The sequence below is a fragment of the Kutzneria sp. NPDC052558 genome (assembly GCF_044547355.1).
Lineage (GTDB): Bacteria > Actinomycetota > Actinomycetes > Mycobacteriales > Pseudonocardiaceae > Kutzneria.
This window is the reverse complement of sequence record NZ_JBIUAG010000032.1, coordinates 104,960-125,124: the sequence shown is the minus strand read 5'-3', so window position 1 is coordinate 125,124 and position 20,165 is coordinate 104,960. Positions and strand designations below refer to the sequence as shown.

At 71.2% G+C, this 20,165-nt stretch carries 15 protein-coding genes; 6 read left to right on the top strand and 9 right to left on the bottom strand.

Annotated features, from left to right (window positions below):
* Positions 1–113: 113 nt before the first annotated feature.
* The 5 genes from ACIG5F_RS39470 to ACIG5F_RS39450 all read right to left on the bottom strand — a co-directional run bounded on the left by ACIG5F_RS39470 (position 114) and on the right by ACIG5F_RS39450 (position 9,194).
* On the bottom strand, positions 114–1,313 hold the full coding sequence (locus ACIG5F_RS39470) for a glycoside hydrolase family 18 protein (RefSeq protein WP_396525188.1): 1,200 nt from the start codon (positions 1,311–1,313) through the stop codon (positions 114–116).
* Between the two features lie 72 nt (positions 1,314–1,385).
* Positions 1,386–2,567, bottom strand: a complete 1,182-nt coding sequence (locus ACIG5F_RS39465; protein WP_396525187.1) for an SLC13 family permease — start codon at positions 2,565–2,567, stop codon at positions 1,386–1,388.
* 29 nt (positions 2,568–2,596) lie between these two features.
* The gene (locus ACIG5F_RS39460) at positions 2,597–6,646 is read right to left on the bottom strand and encodes an SAV_2336 N-terminal domain-related protein (protein ID WP_396525186.1); all 4,050 of its coding nucleotides are present in this window, start codon (positions 6,644–6,646) and stop codon (positions 2,597–2,599) included.
* A complete protein-coding gene (locus tag ACIG5F_RS39455; protein ID WP_396525185.1) occupies positions 6,643–7,695 on the bottom strand; it encodes an AAA family ATPase in 1,053 nt (350 codons plus the stop codon). The genes ACIG5F_RS39460 and ACIG5F_RS39455 overlap by 4 nt, the downstream gene beginning before the upstream one ends.
* Positions 7,692–9,194, bottom strand: coding sequence for a hypothetical protein (locus ACIG5F_RS39450; protein ID WP_396525184.1), 1,503 nt, complete (start codon positions 9,192–9,194; stop codon positions 7,692–7,694). Before ACIG5F_RS39450 ends, ACIG5F_RS39455 begins: the two co-directional genes overlap by 4 nt.
* A 947-nt stretch (positions 9,195–10,141) precedes the next feature.
* On the opposite strand from ACIG5F_RS39450, the gene ACIG5F_RS39445 reads away from it, so the two are divergent.
* Positions 10,142–10,519 carry a hypothetical protein gene (locus tag ACIG5F_RS39445; protein ID WP_396525183.1) on the top strand — a complete coding sequence of 126 codons (378 nt, stop codon included), beginning with the start codon at positions 10,142–10,144 and terminating at the stop codon, positions 10,517–10,519.
* Here the strand turns inward: ACIG5F_RS39445 and ACIG5F_RS39440 are convergent.
* Positions 10,516–11,157, bottom strand: a complete 642-nt coding sequence (locus tag ACIG5F_RS39440; protein WP_396525182.1) for a hypothetical protein — start codon at positions 11,155–11,157, stop codon at positions 10,516–10,518. The two genes, ACIG5F_RS39445 and ACIG5F_RS39440, sit on opposite strands and share 4 nt — an antisense overlap.
* A complete protein-coding gene (locus ACIG5F_RS39435; RefSeq protein WP_396525181.1) occupies positions 11,154–11,882 on the bottom strand; it encodes an ATP-binding cassette domain-containing protein in 729 nt (242 codons plus the stop codon). The genes ACIG5F_RS39440 and ACIG5F_RS39435 overlap by 4 nt, the downstream gene beginning before the upstream one ends.
* A 229-nt stretch (positions 11,883–12,111) precedes the next feature.
* Between ACIG5F_RS39435 and acnA the strand changes: the two genes are divergently transcribed.
* From acnA to ACIG5F_RS39415, 4 genes are all read left to right on the top strand, one after another.
* Positions 12,112–14,868: an aconitate hydratase AcnA gene (gene acnA, locus ACIG5F_RS39430; RefSeq protein WP_396525180.1), complete on the top strand. Its 2,757-nt coding sequence runs from the start codon at positions 12,112–12,114 to the stop codon at positions 14,866–14,868.
* Positions 14,869–15,298: 430 nt separating this feature from the next.
* Positions 15,299–15,601 (top strand): helix-turn-helix transcriptional regulator, encoded by a 303-nt coding sequence (locus ACIG5F_RS39425; protein ID WP_396525179.1) that lies wholly within the window; start codon positions 15,299–15,301, stop codon positions 15,599–15,601.
* 9 nt (positions 15,602–15,610) lie between these two features.
* Positions 15,611–15,820, top strand: coding sequence for a hypothetical protein (locus ACIG5F_RS39420; protein ID WP_396525178.1), 210 nt, complete (start codon positions 15,611–15,613; stop codon positions 15,818–15,820).
* Between the two features lie 46 nt (positions 15,821–15,866).
* The gene (locus ACIG5F_RS39415; RefSeq protein WP_396525177.1) at positions 15,867–17,978 is read left to right on the top strand and encodes an alpha-galactosidase; all 2,112 of its coding nucleotides are present in this window, start codon (positions 15,867–15,869) and stop codon (positions 17,976–17,978) included.
* Positions 17,979–18,078: 100 nt separating this feature from the next.
* On the opposite strand, the gene ACIG5F_RS39410 is transcribed toward ACIG5F_RS39415, so the two are convergent.
* Positions 18,079–18,453 carry a VOC family protein gene (locus tag ACIG5F_RS39410; protein WP_396525176.1) on the bottom strand — a complete coding sequence of 125 codons (375 nt, stop codon included), beginning with the start codon at positions 18,451–18,453 and terminating at the stop codon, positions 18,079–18,081.
* A 75-nt stretch (positions 18,454–18,528) separates the two neighbouring features.
* Between ACIG5F_RS39410 and ACIG5F_RS39405 the strand changes: the two genes are divergently transcribed.
* A complete protein-coding gene (locus tag ACIG5F_RS39405) occupies positions 18,529–18,984 on the top strand; it encodes a MarR family winged helix-turn-helix transcriptional regulator (RefSeq protein WP_396525175.1) in 456 nt (151 codons plus the stop codon).
* Positions 18,985–19,066: 82 nt separating this feature from the next.
* Here ACIG5F_RS39405 and ACIG5F_RS39400 read toward each other — a convergent pair whose 3' ends face one another.
* Positions 19,067–20,113: a 2-oxoglutarate and iron-dependent oxygenase domain-containing protein gene (locus ACIG5F_RS39400; protein ID WP_396525174.1), complete on the bottom strand. Its 1,047-nt coding sequence runs from the start codon at positions 20,111–20,113 to the stop codon at positions 19,067–19,069.
* Positions 20,114–20,165: the final 52 nt, after the last annotated feature.

Below are 20,165 nucleotides of genomic sequence, written 5' to 3'. Positions count from 1 at the left end.
TGCGTCTTGCTCTTGGCCTTCCCCCCCCGCCCCGTCACCCAAGCCCCCTTCCAAGCGCCAAAACGGGGGGGGACGGGGGGACGGGGGTGGGTGGGGGACTTCGTGGCGGGGGGTCACCAGGGCTTGGCCATGGCGGTGAGCATGCTGCTCTGGGCGTCGTCCTCGGCGATCTCCCACATGAACGCGCCGCGCAGGCCGGCCCGGCGGGCGTAGTCGGAGCGGATGCCGATCGAGCGCGGGTTCTCGAAGCTGACGAACTTCTGCTGGGCGGCGTTGTAGAGCCACGGCGCCTGGGCGTTGGCGTCCCAGTGCTGCTCCCACGCCGGGTCGGTCAGCAGGTTCGCCTTGATGTCGCCCCAGCTGCCCGGGTCGAAGCTGGTGTCCCACGGCTGGAAGAGCCCATGGTTGGGGCCGGCCTGGGTGACGTGGAAGCCGCGGCCGTAGAACGGCACGCCCAGCACGATCCGGTCCGCCGGCACCCCGTGCTGCTCGTAGTACTGGACCGCGCCGGTGACGTTGTTCCACCGCTTCATCGGCTGGCCCAGCGGATCCGACGGCACCTGGGCCATCGGCGCGTTGAACGTGGACACCGGGGAGAAGCCGGTGCCCATGTCGTAGGTCATGAGGTTGACCCAGTCCAGCACCCGGGCGATGCCGCCGAGGTCGAAGCTGGCCGCCGGGTCGTACGGGTCGCCGTACTTGCCGGCGCCGGTCTGCAACCGGCCCGCGGGCAGCGCGGCGGTGAGCAGCTTGTGGCTGCCGCCCAACTGGTCCAGCTGCCGGCGGAACTCCTTGGCCAGCAAGGTCGCGTTGGCCTTGTCCTGCAGACGGGCCGTGATCTCGGCCGGGCCGCCGGAGACCGGGAACTCCCAGTCGATGTCCACGCCGTCGAACACACCCTGGTAGGTCTGGAAGAAGGTGGTCAGGCAGGAGCTCACGAACTTCTTGCGGGACGCGTCGGTCAGCGCCGCGTCCGAGAAGCCGCCGGCGCCCCAGCCGCCGACCGAGATCGACACCTTCAGGTTGGGGTGGCCGGCCTTCAGCTGCTTGAGCGCCGCGAAGTCGCCCGCCGCCCCGTTCGGCACGGCGCAGACGCCGTTGGCGATGGTCGAGAACGCGTAGAACACGTTGGTCACGGTGTCGGCCGGGATCTTCGCCACCGGGTAGGAGCCGCTCTCCCAGCCGGCGAAGTACGCGCCGACGACGTGGGGCGGCGCGGCATGGTGGTCGGGCGCGGCCGGGCTGGCCGTGGCCGTCCCGACGACGGCCAGCGCGGCCAGCCCGAGGGTGGTCAGAGCACGCAGGGAAGACATGCCGGCCACTCTGTAATGCCGCGCTCACGAACAGCAAGGGGCCGGTGTGGTTCAGACCAAAAATTCGCCTGATCAGCCGGTCAGCACCAGCGCCCCCGTCGCCGCGGCCAGGCCGGCCAGGGCGGTGACCAGGCCGGTGCGCAGGAACCGCGGCCAGGCGATCTTCACCCCGGCCGCGGTGCAGCGCTCGTACCACAGCAGCGTGGCCAGGGAGGCCCACGGCGTGACGATCGGGCCCACGTTGACGCCGATCAGCAGCCCCAGCAGCTGGTTGTGGTTGGCGACCGGGACCACCGCCTCGCCGGCGGTGTAGGCCGGCAGGTTGTTGAGGACGTTGGACAACCCCGCGCCGGCGCCGGCGGCCCGGAAGATGCCGCCCGGGCCGTTGTCGCTGCCCATCACCGCCTGCATCACGCCGGCCAGGCCATGGTCGCTGATCGTCTGCACGACGAAGAACAGGCCGGTGACGAACACCAGCAGCCGCCACGGCAGCAGGCCCCAGCGCAGCGATCCCCGCTTGCGCACGGCGAAGGCGATCACCACCACGCCGGCGCACACCGGCGACACGATGGCCAGCTCCAGGCCGGCTACCACACCGGCGACGAAGATCACGCAGGCGACGGCGCAGATGGCGAACAGCACCGGATCGGCGGCCTTGGGCGCGGTCGGTGGCTGGTAGCGGTCGACCCCGCGCCGGCCCCGCCGCCAGTAGAAGATCCACAGGCAGACCGCGGTCGCCGCCACCGATGCCAGCTCCGGCACGACCATGCGCTGGGCGAACTGCGGCGCGCTGAGCGCCACCCGGTTCATCGCCAGCAGATTGGTCAGGTTCGACACCGGCAGCAGCAGGCTGGCGGTGTTGGCCAGCCACACCGTGGTCATGGCCAGCGGCGCGCCCGGGATGTCCAGCCGCTTGGCCACCGCCAGCATGACCGGCGTCAGCAACACCGCCGTGGTGTCCAGGTTCAGCGTCGCGGTGGTGATCGCCGCGAACAGCACGCACAGCAGGAACAGCAGCACGAAGTTGCCGCGCGCCACCATCGTCAGCCGGATCGCGATGGTGTCGAACACCCCGGCCTCGGCGGTCAGCTCGGCCAGCACGATCACCGCGGCCAGGAACACCAGGATCGGCCCGATCCGGGCCATGGTGCCCTCGGCCTGCGCCACCGGCAGCAGCCCGCCGGCCAGGAACACCAGCCCCAACGCGAGCAGCCCGATCGCCACCCAGTCCAGCGCGTCCAGCTTCAGCCGCACGGCTCTGTCTTCCTTTCTCCGCACGACATTCACAACCGGGGCCGCATCCGGCTCCGCGGATCCCACAACAGAAAGTCCCCGTCGTCGCTGGCGCTGGCGATCAGCGGCTGGCCGTCGACGCGGACCCTGGTCAGGGCCCGCACCGTGCCGCCGTGGGCCTGGTACTCGCCGACCAGCTCGCCGGACCGCACGTCCCAGAACTGGATCAGGCCGCCGAAGCCGCCGCTGGCCAGCAGCCGGCGGTCGCCGACCCGCACCGGCCCGAGCGCGCCGACGTACCCGAGGCCGCTGTCCATCACCAGCCGCACCTCCTGGTCGCCGGGATCGCCGACGGCGATGGTGCCGTCCTGGCAGCCGGCGGCCAGCCGGCCGTCGACCACGGTCAGCGTCACCACCCCGGCCAGGCCGTCGTCGAACGTGCCCAGCAGCTCGCACGACCCCGGATCCCACAGCAGCACCCGGCCGTCGCTGTCGGCGCTGGCCAGCAGCGGGCCGCGCGGGCCGTCCACGGCGGCCAGCGACACCACCTCGGCCGCCGGCCCGCGCAGCACCTGCGACTCCTCGGCCCGGTCCAGCGGCCACAGCCGGATCGTGCCGTCGGCGCTGCCGCTGGCCATGAACCGCTCGCCGTTGACCAGCAACGGAGTCACGGTCCACACCTCGCCGGTGTGCTCGGCCCGGGTCGACAGGTGCTCCCCGGTGTCGGCGTCCCAGATCCGCACGGTGCCGTCCGAGGACCCGGTCGCGAGCAGCACTCGGCCCGGCCCCGGCACCGACGCCAGCGCCCGGATCGTGCTGCGGTGCCCGCGCAGGGTCCGCTCCTCGGAGAAGCCGGACAGCTCGTGCAGGTGCACGGATCCGTCCAGCGCCCCGCTGGCCAGCAGGGTCCGGTCCGGCAGCAGCACGGACGTCAGCGCCCACACCGCGCTGGACCGCACCGACTGGAGCTCGTCGGTCTGGAACGTGACCGGGTCGGCCAGCCGGATCGTGCCGTCCACGCCGCCGCTGGCCAGCTGCACCCGGCCCTCGACCTCGACCGAGGCCAGCGCCCACACCTCGCCGGTGTGGTGGCTGAACCGGTGCTCGACGCCGTCCCTGGCCGTGCGCGGGTTCCACAGCCGCACCGTGCTGTCGGCGCTGCCGCTGGCCAGCAGCTCGCCCTGCTCGGTCGGCACCACCGCGAGCGTGCGGATGGTGCTGACGTGGCCGACGAACGAGTTGACCAGCGCCCCGCTGCGCGGGTGCCAGATGTGGATCATGCCGTCGGCCCCGCCGCTGGCCAGCAGCGACTCGCCGTTGACGGTGATCGTGGTCAGCGCCCACACCGTGCTGCGGTGGGCCTGGATCGTGCGCAACACCGCGCTGGTCTCCGGGTCCCACAGCCGGATCGTGCCGTCGGCCCCGCCGCTGGCCAGCAGCTCGCGGCCGGCGACCTCGACCGAGGCCAGCGCCCACACCCGGCCGCCGCGGCGCACCAGGGTGCGCAGCCGCTGCCCGCTGTCCGGGTCCCAGAGCTGGATCATCGACCCGGATCCGGTGCCGGCCAGGCAGATCCGGCCGCCTACGCGGACCGTGGCCAGCGCCCACACCTCACCCTCGAGGAACCGGCTCTCCCGGCGCAGCGCGCCCGAGTCCAGGTCCCAGGTGCGCACGATGCCGTCCACGCCGCCGCTGGCGATCATGCCGTGCTCGCCCTCGGCGCCCGGGATGGCCGCCAGCACACGGACCGGGCCGGTGTGCCCCTCCAGGTTGAGCACGGTCTGCCCGCTGGCCACGTCGATCAGCCGCACCGCGCCGTCCGCGCCGCCCCGGGCCAGCAGCGACCGGCCGCCCGAGCGGATCTCGGCCAGCACCCACACCGGCCCCTGGCTGTCCGGCTCGCCGACGTGCGAGTCGTCGCCCGGGAACGGCGGCGGCGGAAAGCGCAGCACCTCCGGCGGCGTGGTCCGCGCCGGCCGGGCGGCCACCCGGCCCAGGCAGTCCACAATGGAGTTGAGCGCGGCGCGGGCGTCCTTGCCCTCGAAGGTGACGCCGTCGATGCGGTCCACCATCTCGGCCAGCAGCAGCCCGGCGTGCACGGAGACCGCCAGCACCCGGCCCGCACTGCCGGGGCTGTCGATCAGCGCCTGCAACCACGACTCACCGGCGTACGGCAGCGCCACCGTGCTCGCCGAGATCACCGTGATGACGTAACGCCCGTGCTCCAAGGCTTCCGCCGCCAGCCGCCGCAGGCCGTCCGGGGTGGACGCCTCGGCCAGCGGCCGGATCACCACCGCGTAACCGAGCCGGTCCAGCTCCCAGCGCAGCCACTCCGCCCAGGCGAAGTCCCGGGGGTGGTAGCTCAGGCAGATCTGCGCGGCCAACCGCTCCGTGCTCTCCGTGTCGTCGCCCACCACCTCCGTCTCGGTCTCGGTTCCGTCCAAAGTGGTCAGTTCCACCATGGCGGTCTCGGCCGTGCCGTCCTCGGCCGCCGGCAGCAGCTGGCTCCACCGACGGGCCGCCTTCGAGTAGGGCGGGCCGAGCGCCTCCAACACCGTATGAAGCACACGGGCGAAAGCCATGCTGTTGGGCGCCAGGCGGGGTCCCGTTACTCCAAACGGGTCAGCCAGCATCGCCGCGAAGTCCAGCGGCTGCCCCATCCGGCTGCCGACGAAGCGCGAGACCTCGCCGAAGACCCGCACGGCCTCGTCCCGACGCAGCGTGCCCAGCAGGACCTCCCGCACGCCCTTGCGGAAGTCGTACTGCACCTGGTCCGGATCCTCATCCGGCTCGTCCTCCCCGACGCGGTGCAGCAGTTGCCCCAGAAAGACTTCCGCCAGGTGCGCCGGCCCCGACTCGGGCAGCATCGTCGTCTGCACGAGCCGCATCACCGGCAGGTTCAGCGGCGCGGTCGCCAGGTACGAGGCGAGCCGGAAAGCCGTGGGGGACGCCGTCGCGCGGAACGCCTGCACCAGATCCAGCGGCGCGTCCGGCGGCGCGTCGACCATCCACTCCGGACGCGCGCCGAGCTCACCCCCGGCCAGCACCACCACGCCGTCGACCCAGCCCCGGTTCTCGCCGGCCAGCAACGAGGCCCAGCGCCCGATCCACCGGGCGTCCAACTCCATGACGGGAACGGGAATCCCGGTCGGCGGCGGCGCGCCGAAGCCCTGGTTGCGCGGCTGGAACTCGAAACGCCGAAACGGCAGCCCCGACTCGAAGGCCCGCAGCCGCACCGGAACCGGCACCACACCGGTGCGATGCCACAGCCGCTGCGGCAGCGGCTGCACGATCGCCACCGAGCCCGACTGCGACCACATCGCCAACAACCATGACATGGCGCCGGAAAGCCACGCCTCGCCGACGCAGTCGCTGAGCATCAGCACCAGCCGGCGGCCGCTCGGATCGATCAGCTCACGGGGACTGCGACTCGGCGACCCCGGCCGCCGCAGCCGCGGCTCGTCCTCGCGGCTGTCCATCTCCCACACGCGAACGTCGCGGAACGCCCCCATCCGCTCCAGCAACACCCGCAGCTCCGTCGCCGCCCGATGCCAGATCCGCATCGACGGCCCGGAGTCCACGACCAGCGCGACCTCCAGCCACCGCGTCATCTCCGGCTGCCACTCCGGCAGCCACAGCCCGGTGTCGGCGATCTGGTCGGCCGTGGCCTGCTCGTTGAGGACGATCCGGTGCGGATCCGGCACCCGCCGCTTCAACGGCCGCAACGCCCGCGACAGCCGCAGCATGTCCGGCAGCGCCGGGGCCGCCGGGCTCAGCATCGTCAGGCCGGTCATGCCGTCCACCTGGCCGTTTCCGCCCGGCAGGTGCACCGACGCCGACGACGCCGGCACCTCGGTGGCCCCCGGCGACGGCCGGGAACCCAAGCGGCGCTGGGGTTCCGCGTCGCTGCCGGCCGGCGGGACCTGCTCGGCCGGCTCCACCGGCGGCGGCAACGGCTCCCGGTCCGGCGTCGGCTCGCCCGTCCCCCGGGCACGCGCCTCGCCGAGGTGGCCGGCCAGCCAGATGGCGTCGGCCAGCTCCTCGCCGGAGACGTCCACCCGCGCCGCCGCCAGCGCGTCGACGAGCCGTTCGAGCCTCATTGGCCGGGCTGGCTGAGCGGCCGCAGCAGGGCGTCGAGCAGCCGCGCCCGGGTCTCCTCGGGTGGCCGACCGCCGGACGCGGCCAGGTAGATGGCGTTGAGCAGCTGGTCGTTGGCCAGGTCGCCGACCCGGCGGTCCTCCAGGAAACGCTCGATCACGTCCTCGCTGGCCGCCACCGTCTCCGGGCCCAGGTGCGCGGTCACGATCTCGGTCAGCTGCTGGCGGTTGGGCGTGCGGATGTCCACCCGCAGGCAGCGCCGCAGGAACGCCGGCGGGAAGTCCCGCTCGCCGTTGCTGGTCAGGACCACCACCGGGAAGGCGTTGCACCGCACCCGGCCGCGCTGGATCGCGACCCGGTCGGTGCCGTCGGCGATCATCACCTCGACCGTGGCCTGGTCGTCGGGCAGGCGGGTGAGCTCGGGGATCTCGAACTCGCCCTCCTCGAACACGTTGAGCAGGTCGTTGGGCAGGTCGACGTCGCTCTTGTCGATCTCGTCGATCAGCAGCACCCGAGGCCGGGCCTGCGGCAGCAACGCGGTGCCCAGCTTGCCCAAGCGGATGTAGCGGCCGATGCTCGGCGGCGCCGTCGGCTCTCCGCCGCCGGTGACGCCGCGCAGCAGCGGACGCGTGCCGCCCGGGCGCAGGCTGGCGTCCTGCAACCGCCCCACCGCGTCGTACCGGTAGAGGCCGTGCTCCAGCGTGGACCGGCTGGTGATCGGCCAGCGCAGCACCGGACCCAGCTTCAGCTCGTGGGCGATGCTGTAGGCCAGGGTCGACTTGCCGGTGCCGGGCTTGCCGGTGACCAGCAGCGGCCGCCGCAGGTACAGCGCCGCGTTCACGATCTCCGTGACCTCGCTGTCGGCCCGGTAGGTGGTGGCCCGCTCCTGCTCGCCCAGCTTGCGCCCACCCGAGCCGTCGGTCCCCAGCCTCGGCTGCACGAGGGGCAGGCCGCCGAACTCGCGCCACCGCGGCGGCGGCGGGAGACGGTCGATGCCGTCGTGCGGCTCGCCGACGCCCCGGTAGATCAGCCAGTCCTCGTCCCCGGTCATGGTGGGGATCCTCCCGTTGAACTCGGCGCGGACAACCCGAACCGCGGCTCGGGCAGGCGGGACGGGTCGTCCCAGAGCAGGCTGAGATGGTTGCCGCAGTGGTCGTCGGCGGCGCCCGGGGCATCGGCCTCCTTGCGGGCGCGCAGCGCGTGGTCGGGCAGCCGCGGCAACGGGCCGTGGGCGAGCATGTCAGCCAGCTGGAGGTGACCGCCCTCGCCGTGGTGCTCACGGCACCACAGCGCCACCGGCGTGCCGGCGAACACCGCCGCCCCCAGCACGGAGTCGACCGCCTGGTGCCCGGGCGGCGGCGGGCCCGGCCACGCCACCGCCACCGGCTGGTCGCCCGACAGCTCCCGGTACAGCCGCTGCGGATCGCGGCCGTCCTCGTCGGCCATCCACCGCACCGCCGCCTCCGGGTGCAGGCTGCTGTGCTCCTGTAGCCAGCGCCACTTCGCGCGCCACTGCTGGCGCAGCGGCAGCGACGTCGTGCGCAGGCGGTCCAGACTGCGCACCACCACCGGGTAGTAGACGCCCAGCGGGCTGCGGAACGGCGTGCCCGAGGTGATCAGCCACTTGTCCACCGGCATCACCAACAGGCGGTGCGGCAGGATGAACTCCACCATCGGCTCCACGGAGTCCGACACCAGCAGGCTGCCGCAGTCCAGCAGCGCGCGGTCGATGACGTCCGGGATCTCCTCGATCGTGTACGAGGTGTCGTCGCGGGCCAGCGTCTGGCTGTCCATGTCCAGCCACAGCCACACCGACACCTGGAAGCGGTTGTGGTCGAGGCCGTCCTCCTCGATCTGCACCAGCAGCGAGGCGCGGCCCCCCGGCTTGGTGGTGTGGAAGTGCGCGCTCTCCCGCGCGGCCGCCAGCAGCTGCGGCGGCAACTCGCAGCGCCGCACCACGTCCGCGTTCCAGCGCCGCAACGCCTGCGCGGTCTGGCCGCGGCCGTCCACCGCGGCCGCGAGGTACTCCACGAACACCAGCAGCGGCGGCAGTTGTCCCGGCGGCGTCATCATGTTGACGAGTTCGTCCACCACGCCCAGCAGGTCGTCCGGGGCCGACTCCAGCTGCGGCGCCAGCGGCCCCACCGCCGCGCGGTACAGGCTGCCCGAATCCACCTCGGAGGTCAGCGCCGCCAACAGCTTGCGCAGGTCCGCCCGCTCCGCGGCGTGCAGGATCTCCAGCGGGATGTGCGCGGCCACCAGCTCCGCCGCCTCGTCCACGCGGTAGTGCCCCGGGCTCACCAGCCGCAGCGCGTCCACCAGCTTGCGCAGGCCGCCGTAGTGCCGCTGGCACTCCTCGACCAGGGCCAGCGTGTACAGCCGGTCGCTGGAGTGGATCGGCACCTCGAAGCCCGGGCCCAGGCGGTTGCGCAGCTCCGACACGACCAGGCCACGGCTGCCCGGGTCGTGCAGGTCCTCCACCTCGAGCAGCAGCACCACCAGCCGGTTGCGCACGTGCTCCGGCAACTGCGGCCGGCCAGCAGACCCCACGCGCGCCTCCCCCGTAGCTGACGATCTTCGCCGGGCCATCGTAGGTCGCCGCCGGTCGTCCGGCCCCGTCGCGGCCCAGGCTAACCAGGGTTGGACCGTCCGTCTGCGTCAAATGGCACGGACCGACCAGCATGATTGGGCACTTCGGGTGACAGAACCGCCCGGGGGTATCCAGGCCACGCTACGTTGCCACTTCACAGCGGAGAGCAGCGACAGCCCCGCCGACGAGCCGGCGTGCGGGCCACTTGGTGAAGGGGAAGCGGTGGCCCGCACGCCAACCACGGCGGTGCGGCAGCGGACCGGTTCCGCCACGCCCGCCCTTGCACCGTCCCATCGCACGCCCCGCGGCCCGGCGCTGCCGCGCCGGTGACCGGGTGTCGTGGTGGCTCATGCGCCCGCGCCGCGCAGTCGCCGGGATCAGTGCTGCCGCACCGGCCGCCTCGGGTACGGGATCGGCAGATCCGGCGCCGGCGTCTCGGGCCGGGGCTCGTGCTTCGACCTGCTCATGGGTCGCCTCCCTCGTGGTTGGCGATGTCGCTGCGGGTTGTCGCGCTATGACCAGGTTGTCGGCGCGTCAACGGGCGACCTTGCGCACAAGCCCGCGAAGGGACCAGTCCAATCACCGTATTGGCCCAAACGGTCCAGGAGCGCCGCACAGCCGACGGTGACGAGGTAGAGTTGTCCACAGCGATCCAGCCCCCCTGGATATTGACATCAACCCCTCCTAGATTTACAGTCATGACGTTCAAGTCAATGAGAAGAGCCACAGTCGTCAAGGCGCTGCTCCGGAACAGGTGCGCGGTGCTGCGAGACACCGGCGGCCACACGGTCTGCCGCTGCCCGTGCGGATCGCACGCGGCCTCGGTGCCGAGGCACCGTCAGGTCAGCGGCGGCGTGGTGCGGTCGATCGGCGAGCTGATGCGATGTCTACCGAAGGGATGGCTCCGATGAAGACGTTCGAGGCGGTCGCCACCCGCGAGGGCAAGTGGTGGGTCGTCGACGTCAACGGCGTGGGCGCCACCCAGGGGCGGACGACCACGGAGGCCCAGGAGATGGCCGAGGACCTGGTGACGGCCATGCTGGGCACCACCGCCCGGGACTTCGTCGTCGACATCGTCTACCGGCTGCCCGACGATCTCGCCGTCGAGTTCGAGGAGGCCCGCCGACAGCAGCGGCTGGCCGAGGAGGCCCAGCAGCGGGCCGCCGCCTCATCCCGGAAGCTGGTGCACAACGTGCTGGCCGCCGGACTGTCCAAACGAGACGCGGCCAAGGTGCTCGGCCTGTCGCCGCAACGAATAAGCCAGCTGACCGCCGACCCCGGCTAGAACCGCCGTCGGCCAACGCCGTACACCACACCGAAACCGAGCCCGCCGATCACGGCCGCCACCGCCACCTGAGCCAGCACCGCGACCACCGGCACGGGGGCGTTGTCAAACAGGAGGTGAGCCATAGCCCCGACCGGGGGCAGTTGATTGAACACCAGCACCGCCAGGGTCACGCCCATCACGGCGACCAGGGACCAGCCGGTGGTCGGGATCATCGGGCGGGCGCACAGCAGGCCGAGGGCGATGCCGGTGACGGCGGCGATGACATGGGCGACACAACCGAGAGCGATATCGGACAGCGCGTAAGGGTGGTGATGGATCAGGGCCGGCACGAAGGTGGCCAGCAGCACCAGGCCGCCGGTGAGCACGCCGGCGGCGCCGACAAGAGCGAACAGCAGCCGACGCCAGCCGCCGACGGCGGCCAGGGTGACGTGGCGCTGGACGGGATCCTCGTTGTTGACCAGCACCACGGTCAGCCACGCCGCCAGCGGGAACAGGGCCAGTTCGGAAACGCCGTACGGCGGCCGAGGAGTGCCTGGATCGCCGCCGTAGAGGATGCCGGCCACCGCCAGGTACACGAAGACGGGAGGGAGCCATCGCTGGGACTTGAACAGATCGGCGAGCAGGTAGCGGATCACACCATCCTCCGCACCGACTGCACGCCGGGCAGCTGAGCCACCTGGTCGACCGCCTCGGACGTGCAGGTGACGACCAGCTCCACGAAGCCGACCGTCGCCTCCGGCCGGAGCCGGCCCTCGGTCATCAGGTGCACGGTGGCCCCGGGCAGCTTCGCCCCGGCGCCGGTGTGGTCGGTGACCAGCACCGTGACCCCGGCCTCGACGGCCTCGTGGACCAGGTCGCTGAGCACTGCTCGGGCGGCGACGTCCAGCCCGGCCCACGGCTCGTCCAGCACCAGGAAGCCGTCCATGGCGGCAAAAGTCTGGGTGATGCCGACCTTCTGGGCGTTGCCCTTGGACAGCTCCGACATCGGCTGGTCCAGGTCGCCGGCGAAGCCGAGTCGCGCCAGCAGCGCGTCCTGGGTGGCCTGTCCGTTCTGGGCAGGCTGCGCATTCTGGATGGGCAGGCGGCGAATCCGGGCGAAATGCCGCAGGTACGCCCGGGCCGACAGGCGCAGCTGGTCGGGGAAGCGCTCGGGCAGGTACGACGCCGTGGGCGGCCGCCCGCGGACGGCGCCGGCGCTGGGCGCCGTGATGCCGGCGGCGATGCGCAGCAGGGTGGACTTGCCGCAGCCGTTCTCGCCGAGCACCACGGTCACCGTGCCCGGCGCGAGCTCGGCGTCGACGCCCCGCAGCACCATCGGCCCGCGCCCGTAGCGCATCCACACGCCGTCGACAGTGATCACGAACACCCCTCCCCGCCGAGCGAGCGTGCCACAGGCGGTGAGAGATTCACGTGAGCGAGCTCGCGAGCTCACCGCCAGACGCAGTAGCCAGACCCCCCTTGAAGCCGAATACAGGACAAGCGTACTGTTAAGGCCGAGCAGGGTCCGGCGGCGCACCCCACCAAGGTGCGCGACACTCGGTCCCTACGTTCCCGAACCTGACCAGCGCCGTCGCACGATGGAGTTTGACGTGACTGCACCTGCGAGCAAGGACAGCTTCGGCGCCCGTGGCACGCTCACCGTTGGGGACGCCTCGTACGAGGTGTTCCGGCTGAGCGCGGTCGACGGCGCCGAGCGCCTGCCGTACAGCCTCAAGATCCTGTTGGAGAACCTGCTGCGCACCGAGGACGGTGCGAACATCACGGCCGACCACGTCCGTGCGCTGGCGAGCTGGGACCCGAGCGCGGATCCCGACACCGAGATCCAGTTCACCCCGGCCCGGGTGATCATGCAGGACTTCACCGGCGTGCCCTGCGTGGTCGACCTGGCCACCATGCGCGAAGCCGTCACCCAGCTGGGCGGCGACCCGGCCAAGGTGAACCCCCTGGCCCCGGCCGAGCTGGTCATCGACCACTCGGTGATCGCCGACATCTTCGGCCGGCCCGACGCCTTCGAGCGCAACGTGGACCTGGAGTACGAGCGCAACCGCGAGCGCTACCAGTTCCTGCGCTGGGGCCAGACCGCCTTCGACGAGTTCAAGGTGGTGCCGCCCGGCACCGGCATCGTGCACCAGGTCAACATCGAGCACCTGGCCCGCGTGGTGATGGTGCGCAACGGCGTGGCCTACCCGGACACCGTGGTCGGCACCGACAGCCACACCACCATGGTCAACGGCATCGGCGTGCTGGGCTGGGGCGTCGGCGGCATCGAGGCCGAGGCGGCCATGCTCGGCCAGCCGGTCTCCATGCTCATCCCGCGCGTCGTCGGCTTCAAGCTGCACGGCGAGCTGCCGGCCGGGGCCACCGCCACCGACCTGGTGCTGACCATCACCGAGATGCTGCGCAAGCACGGCGTGGTCGGCAAGTTCGTCGAGTTCTACGGCTCCGGCGTGTCCGCGGTGCCGCTGGCCAACCGGGCCACCATCGGCAACATGAGCCCCGAGTTCGGCTCCACCTGCGCCATCTTCCCGATCGACGGCGAGACGGTGGACTACCTCAAGCTCACCGGCCGCAGCGCCGAGCAGGTGGCGCTGGTCGAGGCGTACGCCAAGGAGCAGGGCCTCTGGCACGACCACGAGGCCGAGGCGGTCTACTCCGAGAACCTGGAGCTGGACCTGGCCACCGTGGTGCCGTCCATCGCCGGCCCCAAGCGCCCGCAGGACCGCATCGAGCTGGCCGAGGCCCGCAAGCGCTTCCAGCAGAACGTGCGCGACTACGTCAAGGCCGACGACAACGTGGACGAGGAGCTGGACGAGTCGTTCCCGGCCAGCGACGCCCCCGCGCACAACGCGGCCGCCAACGGCGCCCGCCCGCGCAAGGTCGTGTCGGTGACCCTGGAGGACGGCACCGAGACCACGCTGGACCACGGCCACGTGGGCATCGCGGCCATCACCTCCTGCACCAACACGTCCAACCCGTCGGTGATGATCGGCGCGGCGCTGCTGGCCAAGAACGCGGTCGAGCGCGGCCTGTCCCGCAAGCCCTGGGTGAAGACCACCCTGGCCCCGGGCTCCAAGGTCGTCATGGACTACTACGAGAAGGCCGGCCTGACCCCGTACCTGGACAAGCTGGGCTTCAACCTGGTCGGCTACGGCTGCACCACCTGCATCGGCAACTCCGGCCCGCTGCCGGAGGAGATCTCCGCCGCGGTGCAGGAGAACGACCTGGCCATCGTGTCGGTGCTGTCGGGCAACCGGAACTTCGAGGGCCGGATCAACCCCGACGTCAAGATGAACTACCTGGCCAGCCCGCCGCTGGTGGTGGCCTACGCGTTGGCCGGCACCATGGACCTGGACCTGACCAGCGAGCCGATCGGCGTGGACAACGAGGGCAAGGACGTCTACCTCGCCGACATCTGGCCGTCCCCGCAGGACGTGCAGGACGTCATCGCCACCGCGGTGACCTCGGAGATGTTCACCAAGGACTACGCCGACGTGTTCGCCGGCGACGAGCGCTGGCAGTCGCTGCCGACGCCGACCGGCAACACCTTCGAGTGGGCCGACGACTCCACCTACGTGCGCAAGCCCCCGTACTTCGAGGGCATGGCGCTGGAGACGTCCCCGGTCACCGACATCACCGGGGCCCGGGTGCTGGCGCTGCTGGGCGACTCGGTCACCACCGACCACATCTCCCCGGCCGGCTCCATCAAGGCCGACTCCCCCGCCGGCAAGTACCTCACCGAGCACGGCATCGAGCGCCGGGACTTCAACTCCTACGGCTCGCGCCGCGGCAACCACGAGGTCATGATCCGGGGCACCTTCGCCAACATCCGGCTGAAGAACCTGCTGCTGGACGGCGTCGAGGGCGGCTTCACCCGCAACTTCCTGGCGGGCGGCGAGCAGACCACCATCTTCGACGCGTCGGCCGCCTACATCGAGGCCGGTGTGCCGCTGGTGATCCTGGCCGGCAAGGAGTACGGCTCGGGTTCGTCGCGTGACTGGGCGGCCAAGGGCACCAGCCTGCTGGGCGTGCGCGCGGTGATCGCCGAGTCCTTCGAGCGCATCCACCGCTCCAACCTGATCGGCATGGGCGTGCTGCCGCTCCAGTTCCCGGCCGGCGAGAACGCCGCCTCGCTGGGCCTGGACGGCACCGAGACCTTCGACTTCGCCGGCGTCACCGAGCTGAACAACGGCTCCACGCCGCGCACCGTCAAGGTCACCGCGACCAAGGCCGACGGCGCCACGGTCGAGTTCGACGCCGTGGTGCGCATCGACACCCCCGGCGAGGCGGACTACTACCGCAACGGCGGCATCATGCAGTACGTGCTGCGCAAGATGGTCAACAGCTGACCTGAGCCCGACCAGGGGCCGCCACCGGGAACCTCCCCGGTGGCGGCCCTGTGTCTTGGGCGGACACGATGGTTGCCATGGCGGGCCCGCCTGCGGATACGCTGCCCAGATGGCGGGATTCGCCGCCGCGGTCGCCGTGCTCGTGCGGCAGGACGTGCAGCGCGCCTGGTCCGGGGCGTACTCGACACCACCGGGCGTTGCCCGCAGTGCCGAAAGTCCCGCCTCACGCAGGCTTGACCTACTCCATTCCGGGTATTGCCCGCGAGTTCCGTTCACCGGAGCCGCCGGCTCCGGTAAATCTCTTCGACAAACCATGCACGGCCCGTAGCTACGGCGGGCACCCGCAGATAGGATCCGAAACGATCCTTGGGCGGTGAGCATGTGGCGCGCCTGGGTCCACTATTCCGGCACATGCAGCAGGGAGTGGAACGTGATCGGCAGCACTGGAATGCGGGCGCAACTGTCCATCGGTGAGTTGATAATCCACCTGCGGGGGCAGCACGGGCTGACCCAGTACGAGTTGGCCGATCAGCTGGCGGGGGTGTCCGGCAACGACGCGGTGACCAGGGAGGAGGTGTCCCGCTGGGAGCGGGGCAAGCGCATCCCGGGCCCGTACTGGCGCAACTGGCTCAGCGAGGTGCTGGGCTGCCCGTCGGAACGCTGGGAGAGCGCCGCGCTGGCCGCCCGCAAGTCGCGGCGGATACCGGTGCAGCGGCGGCAGGCCACGGGCTGAGTCCGGAGTGTGACCGGCCAGGCCGGGCATCGTCGGGTCCGCCATCTCGACGAGGCCGGGTCGGCCGTGGATTCAATTGATGGAACGGACAACTTCTTCCGCATTGTCGCGGTAACACGGATAAAACCGCCGATTCACAATATCGAGCCAAACGGCGTCTTGACCATGACAGACGTGTATGACAACGTGACGGCGTCCCGCCGCCCCCGGACCCTGTGAGGGGTGGGCGTTGTCCGTGCGACGGTTGACACATTCACTTATCGCGATGGCGATGCTGTGCGCGCTGCCCGTGCCGGCGGCGCCGGCCGCGGCTCCGACCACGGCGGGTGACCTGGCGCCGGCGCAGGCGAACGGGGTGGCGGCGACGCCGCAGCTGGGCTGGAGCAGCTGGAGCTTCGTGCGGAACAACCCGACCGAGGCCAACATCGAGGCGCAGGCCCGGGCCATGCACGATAGCGGGCTCGTCGCGCACGGCTACACCTATCTCAACATCGACGACTTCTACTACCTCAACCCGAAGACCACTGTGGACTCCGGCGGCCGCTGGGCGATCGACCCGGCGCATTTCCCGCACGGCATGGCCACGGTGGCGGACTACGTGCACGGGCTCGGCGAGAAGTTCGGCATGTACCTGACGCCCGGCATCCCGGTCGCCGCGTACCAGCAGAACACGCCGATCGAGGGCACGTCGTGGCACGCCCGCGACATCGTCTCCGACACGAGCCGGTACGAGACCAACTACAACTTCGGCAACGGCTCGATGTACTACATCGACTACGCCCGCAACCCGGCCGCCGCGCAGGCGTTCCTGAACTCCTGGGCCGACCAGCTGGCCTCGTGGGGCGTCGACTACGTCAAGCTGGACGGCGTCGGCGACTGGGACATCCCCGACGTGCAGCACTGGTCGCAGGCGCTCAACCAGGCCGGGCGGCCCATCCACTTCGAGCTGTCCAACTCGCTGGCGCTGTCCGCGGCGGCGACGTGGCGGCAGTACGCCAACGGGTGGCGGATCGAGGGCGACGTCGAGTGCTACTGCAGCACCCTGACCAACTGGGCCAACGTGTCGCAGCGGTTCGGCGACCTGCCGAACTGGACCGACTGGGCCGGCCCGGGCGGCTGGAACGACCCGGACTCGCTGGAGATCGGCGGCAACAGCACCGGCCTGACCGCCGATGAGCGGCGCACCGCCATGACCCTGTGGGCGGTCACCGCCTCCCCGATCACCTTGGGCACCGACCTCACGGCGCTGACCGCCGATGACCTGTCGCTGCTCACCAACGACGAGGTGCTCGCGGTCGACCAGCGCGGCAACGCGGCGCGGCCGGTGGACCGGCTGACCCAGTTGCAGACGTGGGCGACCGGCAACGCCGACGGCAGCTACACCGTGGCGCTGTTCAACCTGACTGGTTCCACCGCGACCGTCACCGCCCGCTGGAGCGACCTGGGCTTCGGCGGCAGCGCCTCGGTGCGGGACCTGTGGACGCACACCGATCTCGGCACCGCCTCCACCACCTTCAGCGCCTCGCTGGCCCCGCACGCGTCACGGCTGCTGCGGGTAGTGCCGGCCGCCGGCTTCCACTACACCGGCATGTACTACACGATCGGCAACGCCAACGGCGCGCTCGACGTGACCTCCTCCACCGACGGCTCCGCCGTCGTGCAGCGCGCCGCCTCCGGGGCTGTCAGCCAGCAGTGGCAGGCCGTGTCGACCGGCGCCGGCACCGTCAAGCTGGTCAACCGGAGCTCCGGCCGTCTGCTCACCGTGCCCAACTCCAACCCCGGGGCCACGCTCGTGCAGTCCCATGACACCGGCGTCGCCGCCCAGTGGCGCGTGTCGGCCGGCGCCATCACCAGCGTCCACAATGGACTCGTCGTCGGCGCGAACGCCGTGCAGGCCAACGCCTCCGGCTCCGCCGACCAGCAGTGGCAGCTCACCCCCGTCGTCGACGCCGGCACCCGCTACAAGCTGGTGAACCTCAACAGCGGCGGCCGGGTCGACGTCGACAACGACTCCACCGCCGACAGCGCCAAGGTCCTCCAGTGGGAGGACAACGAGCAGCCCGACCAGCTGTGGACCCTCTCCCCCGCCGGCAACGGCCTCTACACCATCGTCAACGCCAACAGCGGCAAGCTGCTCAACGTCCCCGGCGCCTCCACCACCGCCGGCACCCAGCTCATCCAGTACCACGACGACGGCAACCTCAACTCCCGCTGGCGCCTGCTCGACGCCGGCCCCAACCGCCTCACCATCGTCAGCGCCTCCAGCGGCCAGACCCTCGACGCCTACAACAACTCCCTCGCCAACGGCGCCGCCATCATCCAGTGGCCCGACAACACCGGCGCCAACCAAAAATGGACCCTGGTCCCCACCTCTTAACCCCGCGAGGGTCAGTCGCGCCCACCACCAGAGCGAGTCCCGCTCAGCGGCAGGGCGAGTCCCGCTTTCGAACACCGGAGTGGGGCTCGCTCGGCGGCTGTCAGACCGGCGCGACCGTGAAGACCTCGTAGCTGTGGCCGTCCGGATCCCGGATGTAGACCCCGCGCCCTTCTCCGGCGCGGCTGATCCGCCGATCCCATCCCTGCTTCAGGCCCGACCCGTACTCGATGGACGGATCCCGGCGCAGCCGCTCCTCCAGCGCGTCGAACGTCTGCTCGTCGACCAGGAACGCGTAGTGCCCGGGGGTGGCCCCATGCCGGTCGTCGAACTCGAGGACGAGGTCCCCGTTCACCTCCACCGGCACGAACGGCCCGGCCTCGGGCAGCACCCGCAGACCCAGCAGGTCGGCCAGAAACCTGGCGCCCGCGTGCTTGTCGGCCACCGCCACCACCGTGTGGTTCAACACCACCGCCATGCCAACCTCCCCATTGTGTGCGATACGCATGCAATATACATGCGTATCGCACCGATGTGCGACTAGGCTGCCAGCATGACCTCCACCCCGGACTCCGCCGACGGCGGCCCGGCCCTGTTCCGGCTGGTCCGCTTCTGGTCCCGACGCTGGATCAACCGCGCGTCCGAGGACCTGACCCAGCGGTCCGACCACGTGCAGCACATCCTCGTGGTCGAGGCCGTTCGCACCGCCGTGGACGGCCCGGAGGAGGCGACGGTCGGCACCGTCGCCCACCAGCTCGGCCTGGACCATTCCGGTGCCAGTCGCATGGTCCGCGACGCCGTCACGGCCGGATACCTAGTCCGCTCCGAGTCCGAGCACGACCGTCGGCGGGTCCAGCTGCGGCTCACCGCGGCGGGTGAGGAGCTGCTCGACGGCTCGCACCGGTGGCAGAGCCGTGTCTTCCACGACCTCACCGCCGGGTGGGATCCGCACGATCGAGACCAGTTCGCCGCCTACCTCCGCCGTCTCGCCACCGAGGTCGGCGCCTGACCCCGGCCACTTGGCGCTTGGAAGGGGGCTTTCCTCCACTCGGAGTGGAGGAAAGCCCCCTTCCAAGCTCACGATGGGGCGGTCAGCTGGTGACGACGGCGTCGCGGAGTTGGGCGAGGACGGCTAGGCGGTTGTCTGCGAGGATGCTGCGGGTGGTGAGACGGTCGGGGTAGCAGCGCATGAACATGCTGGTGAAGTGGGTGCCGTAGTGGATTAGCTCGTCGGCGTGGCCACCGGGGAGGGGGCGCAGCGCGGCGGTGAAATCGGGCTCGTGGAAGTAGGCGATGGAGTAGCGCTCGCGGGGAGCGAGCTTGACCTTGTGGGGCGTGGACAGCAACTCGCCGCCGGTGAGGAACTGGAGGATGTCGCCGGGGAAGACGGTGAAGGTGTTGGGCACGGGATCGACGAGGCGCCAAGGGTCCTCGTGCTCGAAGGCGCCGGCGGAGCTCTCGTGGTCGAGCCAGTTGCGGGGGCGTTTCTCGCCGACGACCGGGGGACGGACGTAGAGGCCCTCACCGACGGCGTCCTGGGTGGCGATGACGAGCATGCCGTAGTCGGTGTGGGCGCCGATGCCGCGGTCGGTGGCGGCCGAGCGGGCCGGGAAACGCAGCACGCGCATGTGGTGCCAGCCGTCGGTGGCAAGGTCGGTGAGGGCGTTGATGTCCGGCAGGCCAAGGCCGAGGGCGGTGAGCTTGAGGATCTTGTCGCCGATCAGCCCGAACTGGGACATCAGGGCGGTCATCACGTCGCCGTAGATCGGGTCGGGCCACGGCACCGGGCCGTGGCAGGGCCAGCCGGCGCGGACGCGGGGGTCGAAGGCGGGAATGTCCCTGCACACGGTGAAGATCTCGGAGAAGTCCTGCTCACCGGCGGTCACCTCCTCGCCCGACGCGACGTAGCCGGCGTAGGTGAGGTCGCTGACCAGGGCCGCCTTCTCGGCCGACGGAAGGCCGAAGAAGCGCCGGCTCTCCTGGAGGGCGGCGGCGGTGATGGTGTTGGCCATCGCGCCGGTGGCGACCTGGAAGATGCCGTCGGACTGCCAGGTGCGCACGAGTTCGACGCCCAGCGCGATGTCCCAGATCGAACCGGTGACCTCGGTGGGCAGATGGAAGGTTCGAAGAGCGGTCATGGCGGCCACACGGTCGTGCGGACGCGAACGGTTCGACGGAACGCCGACACCG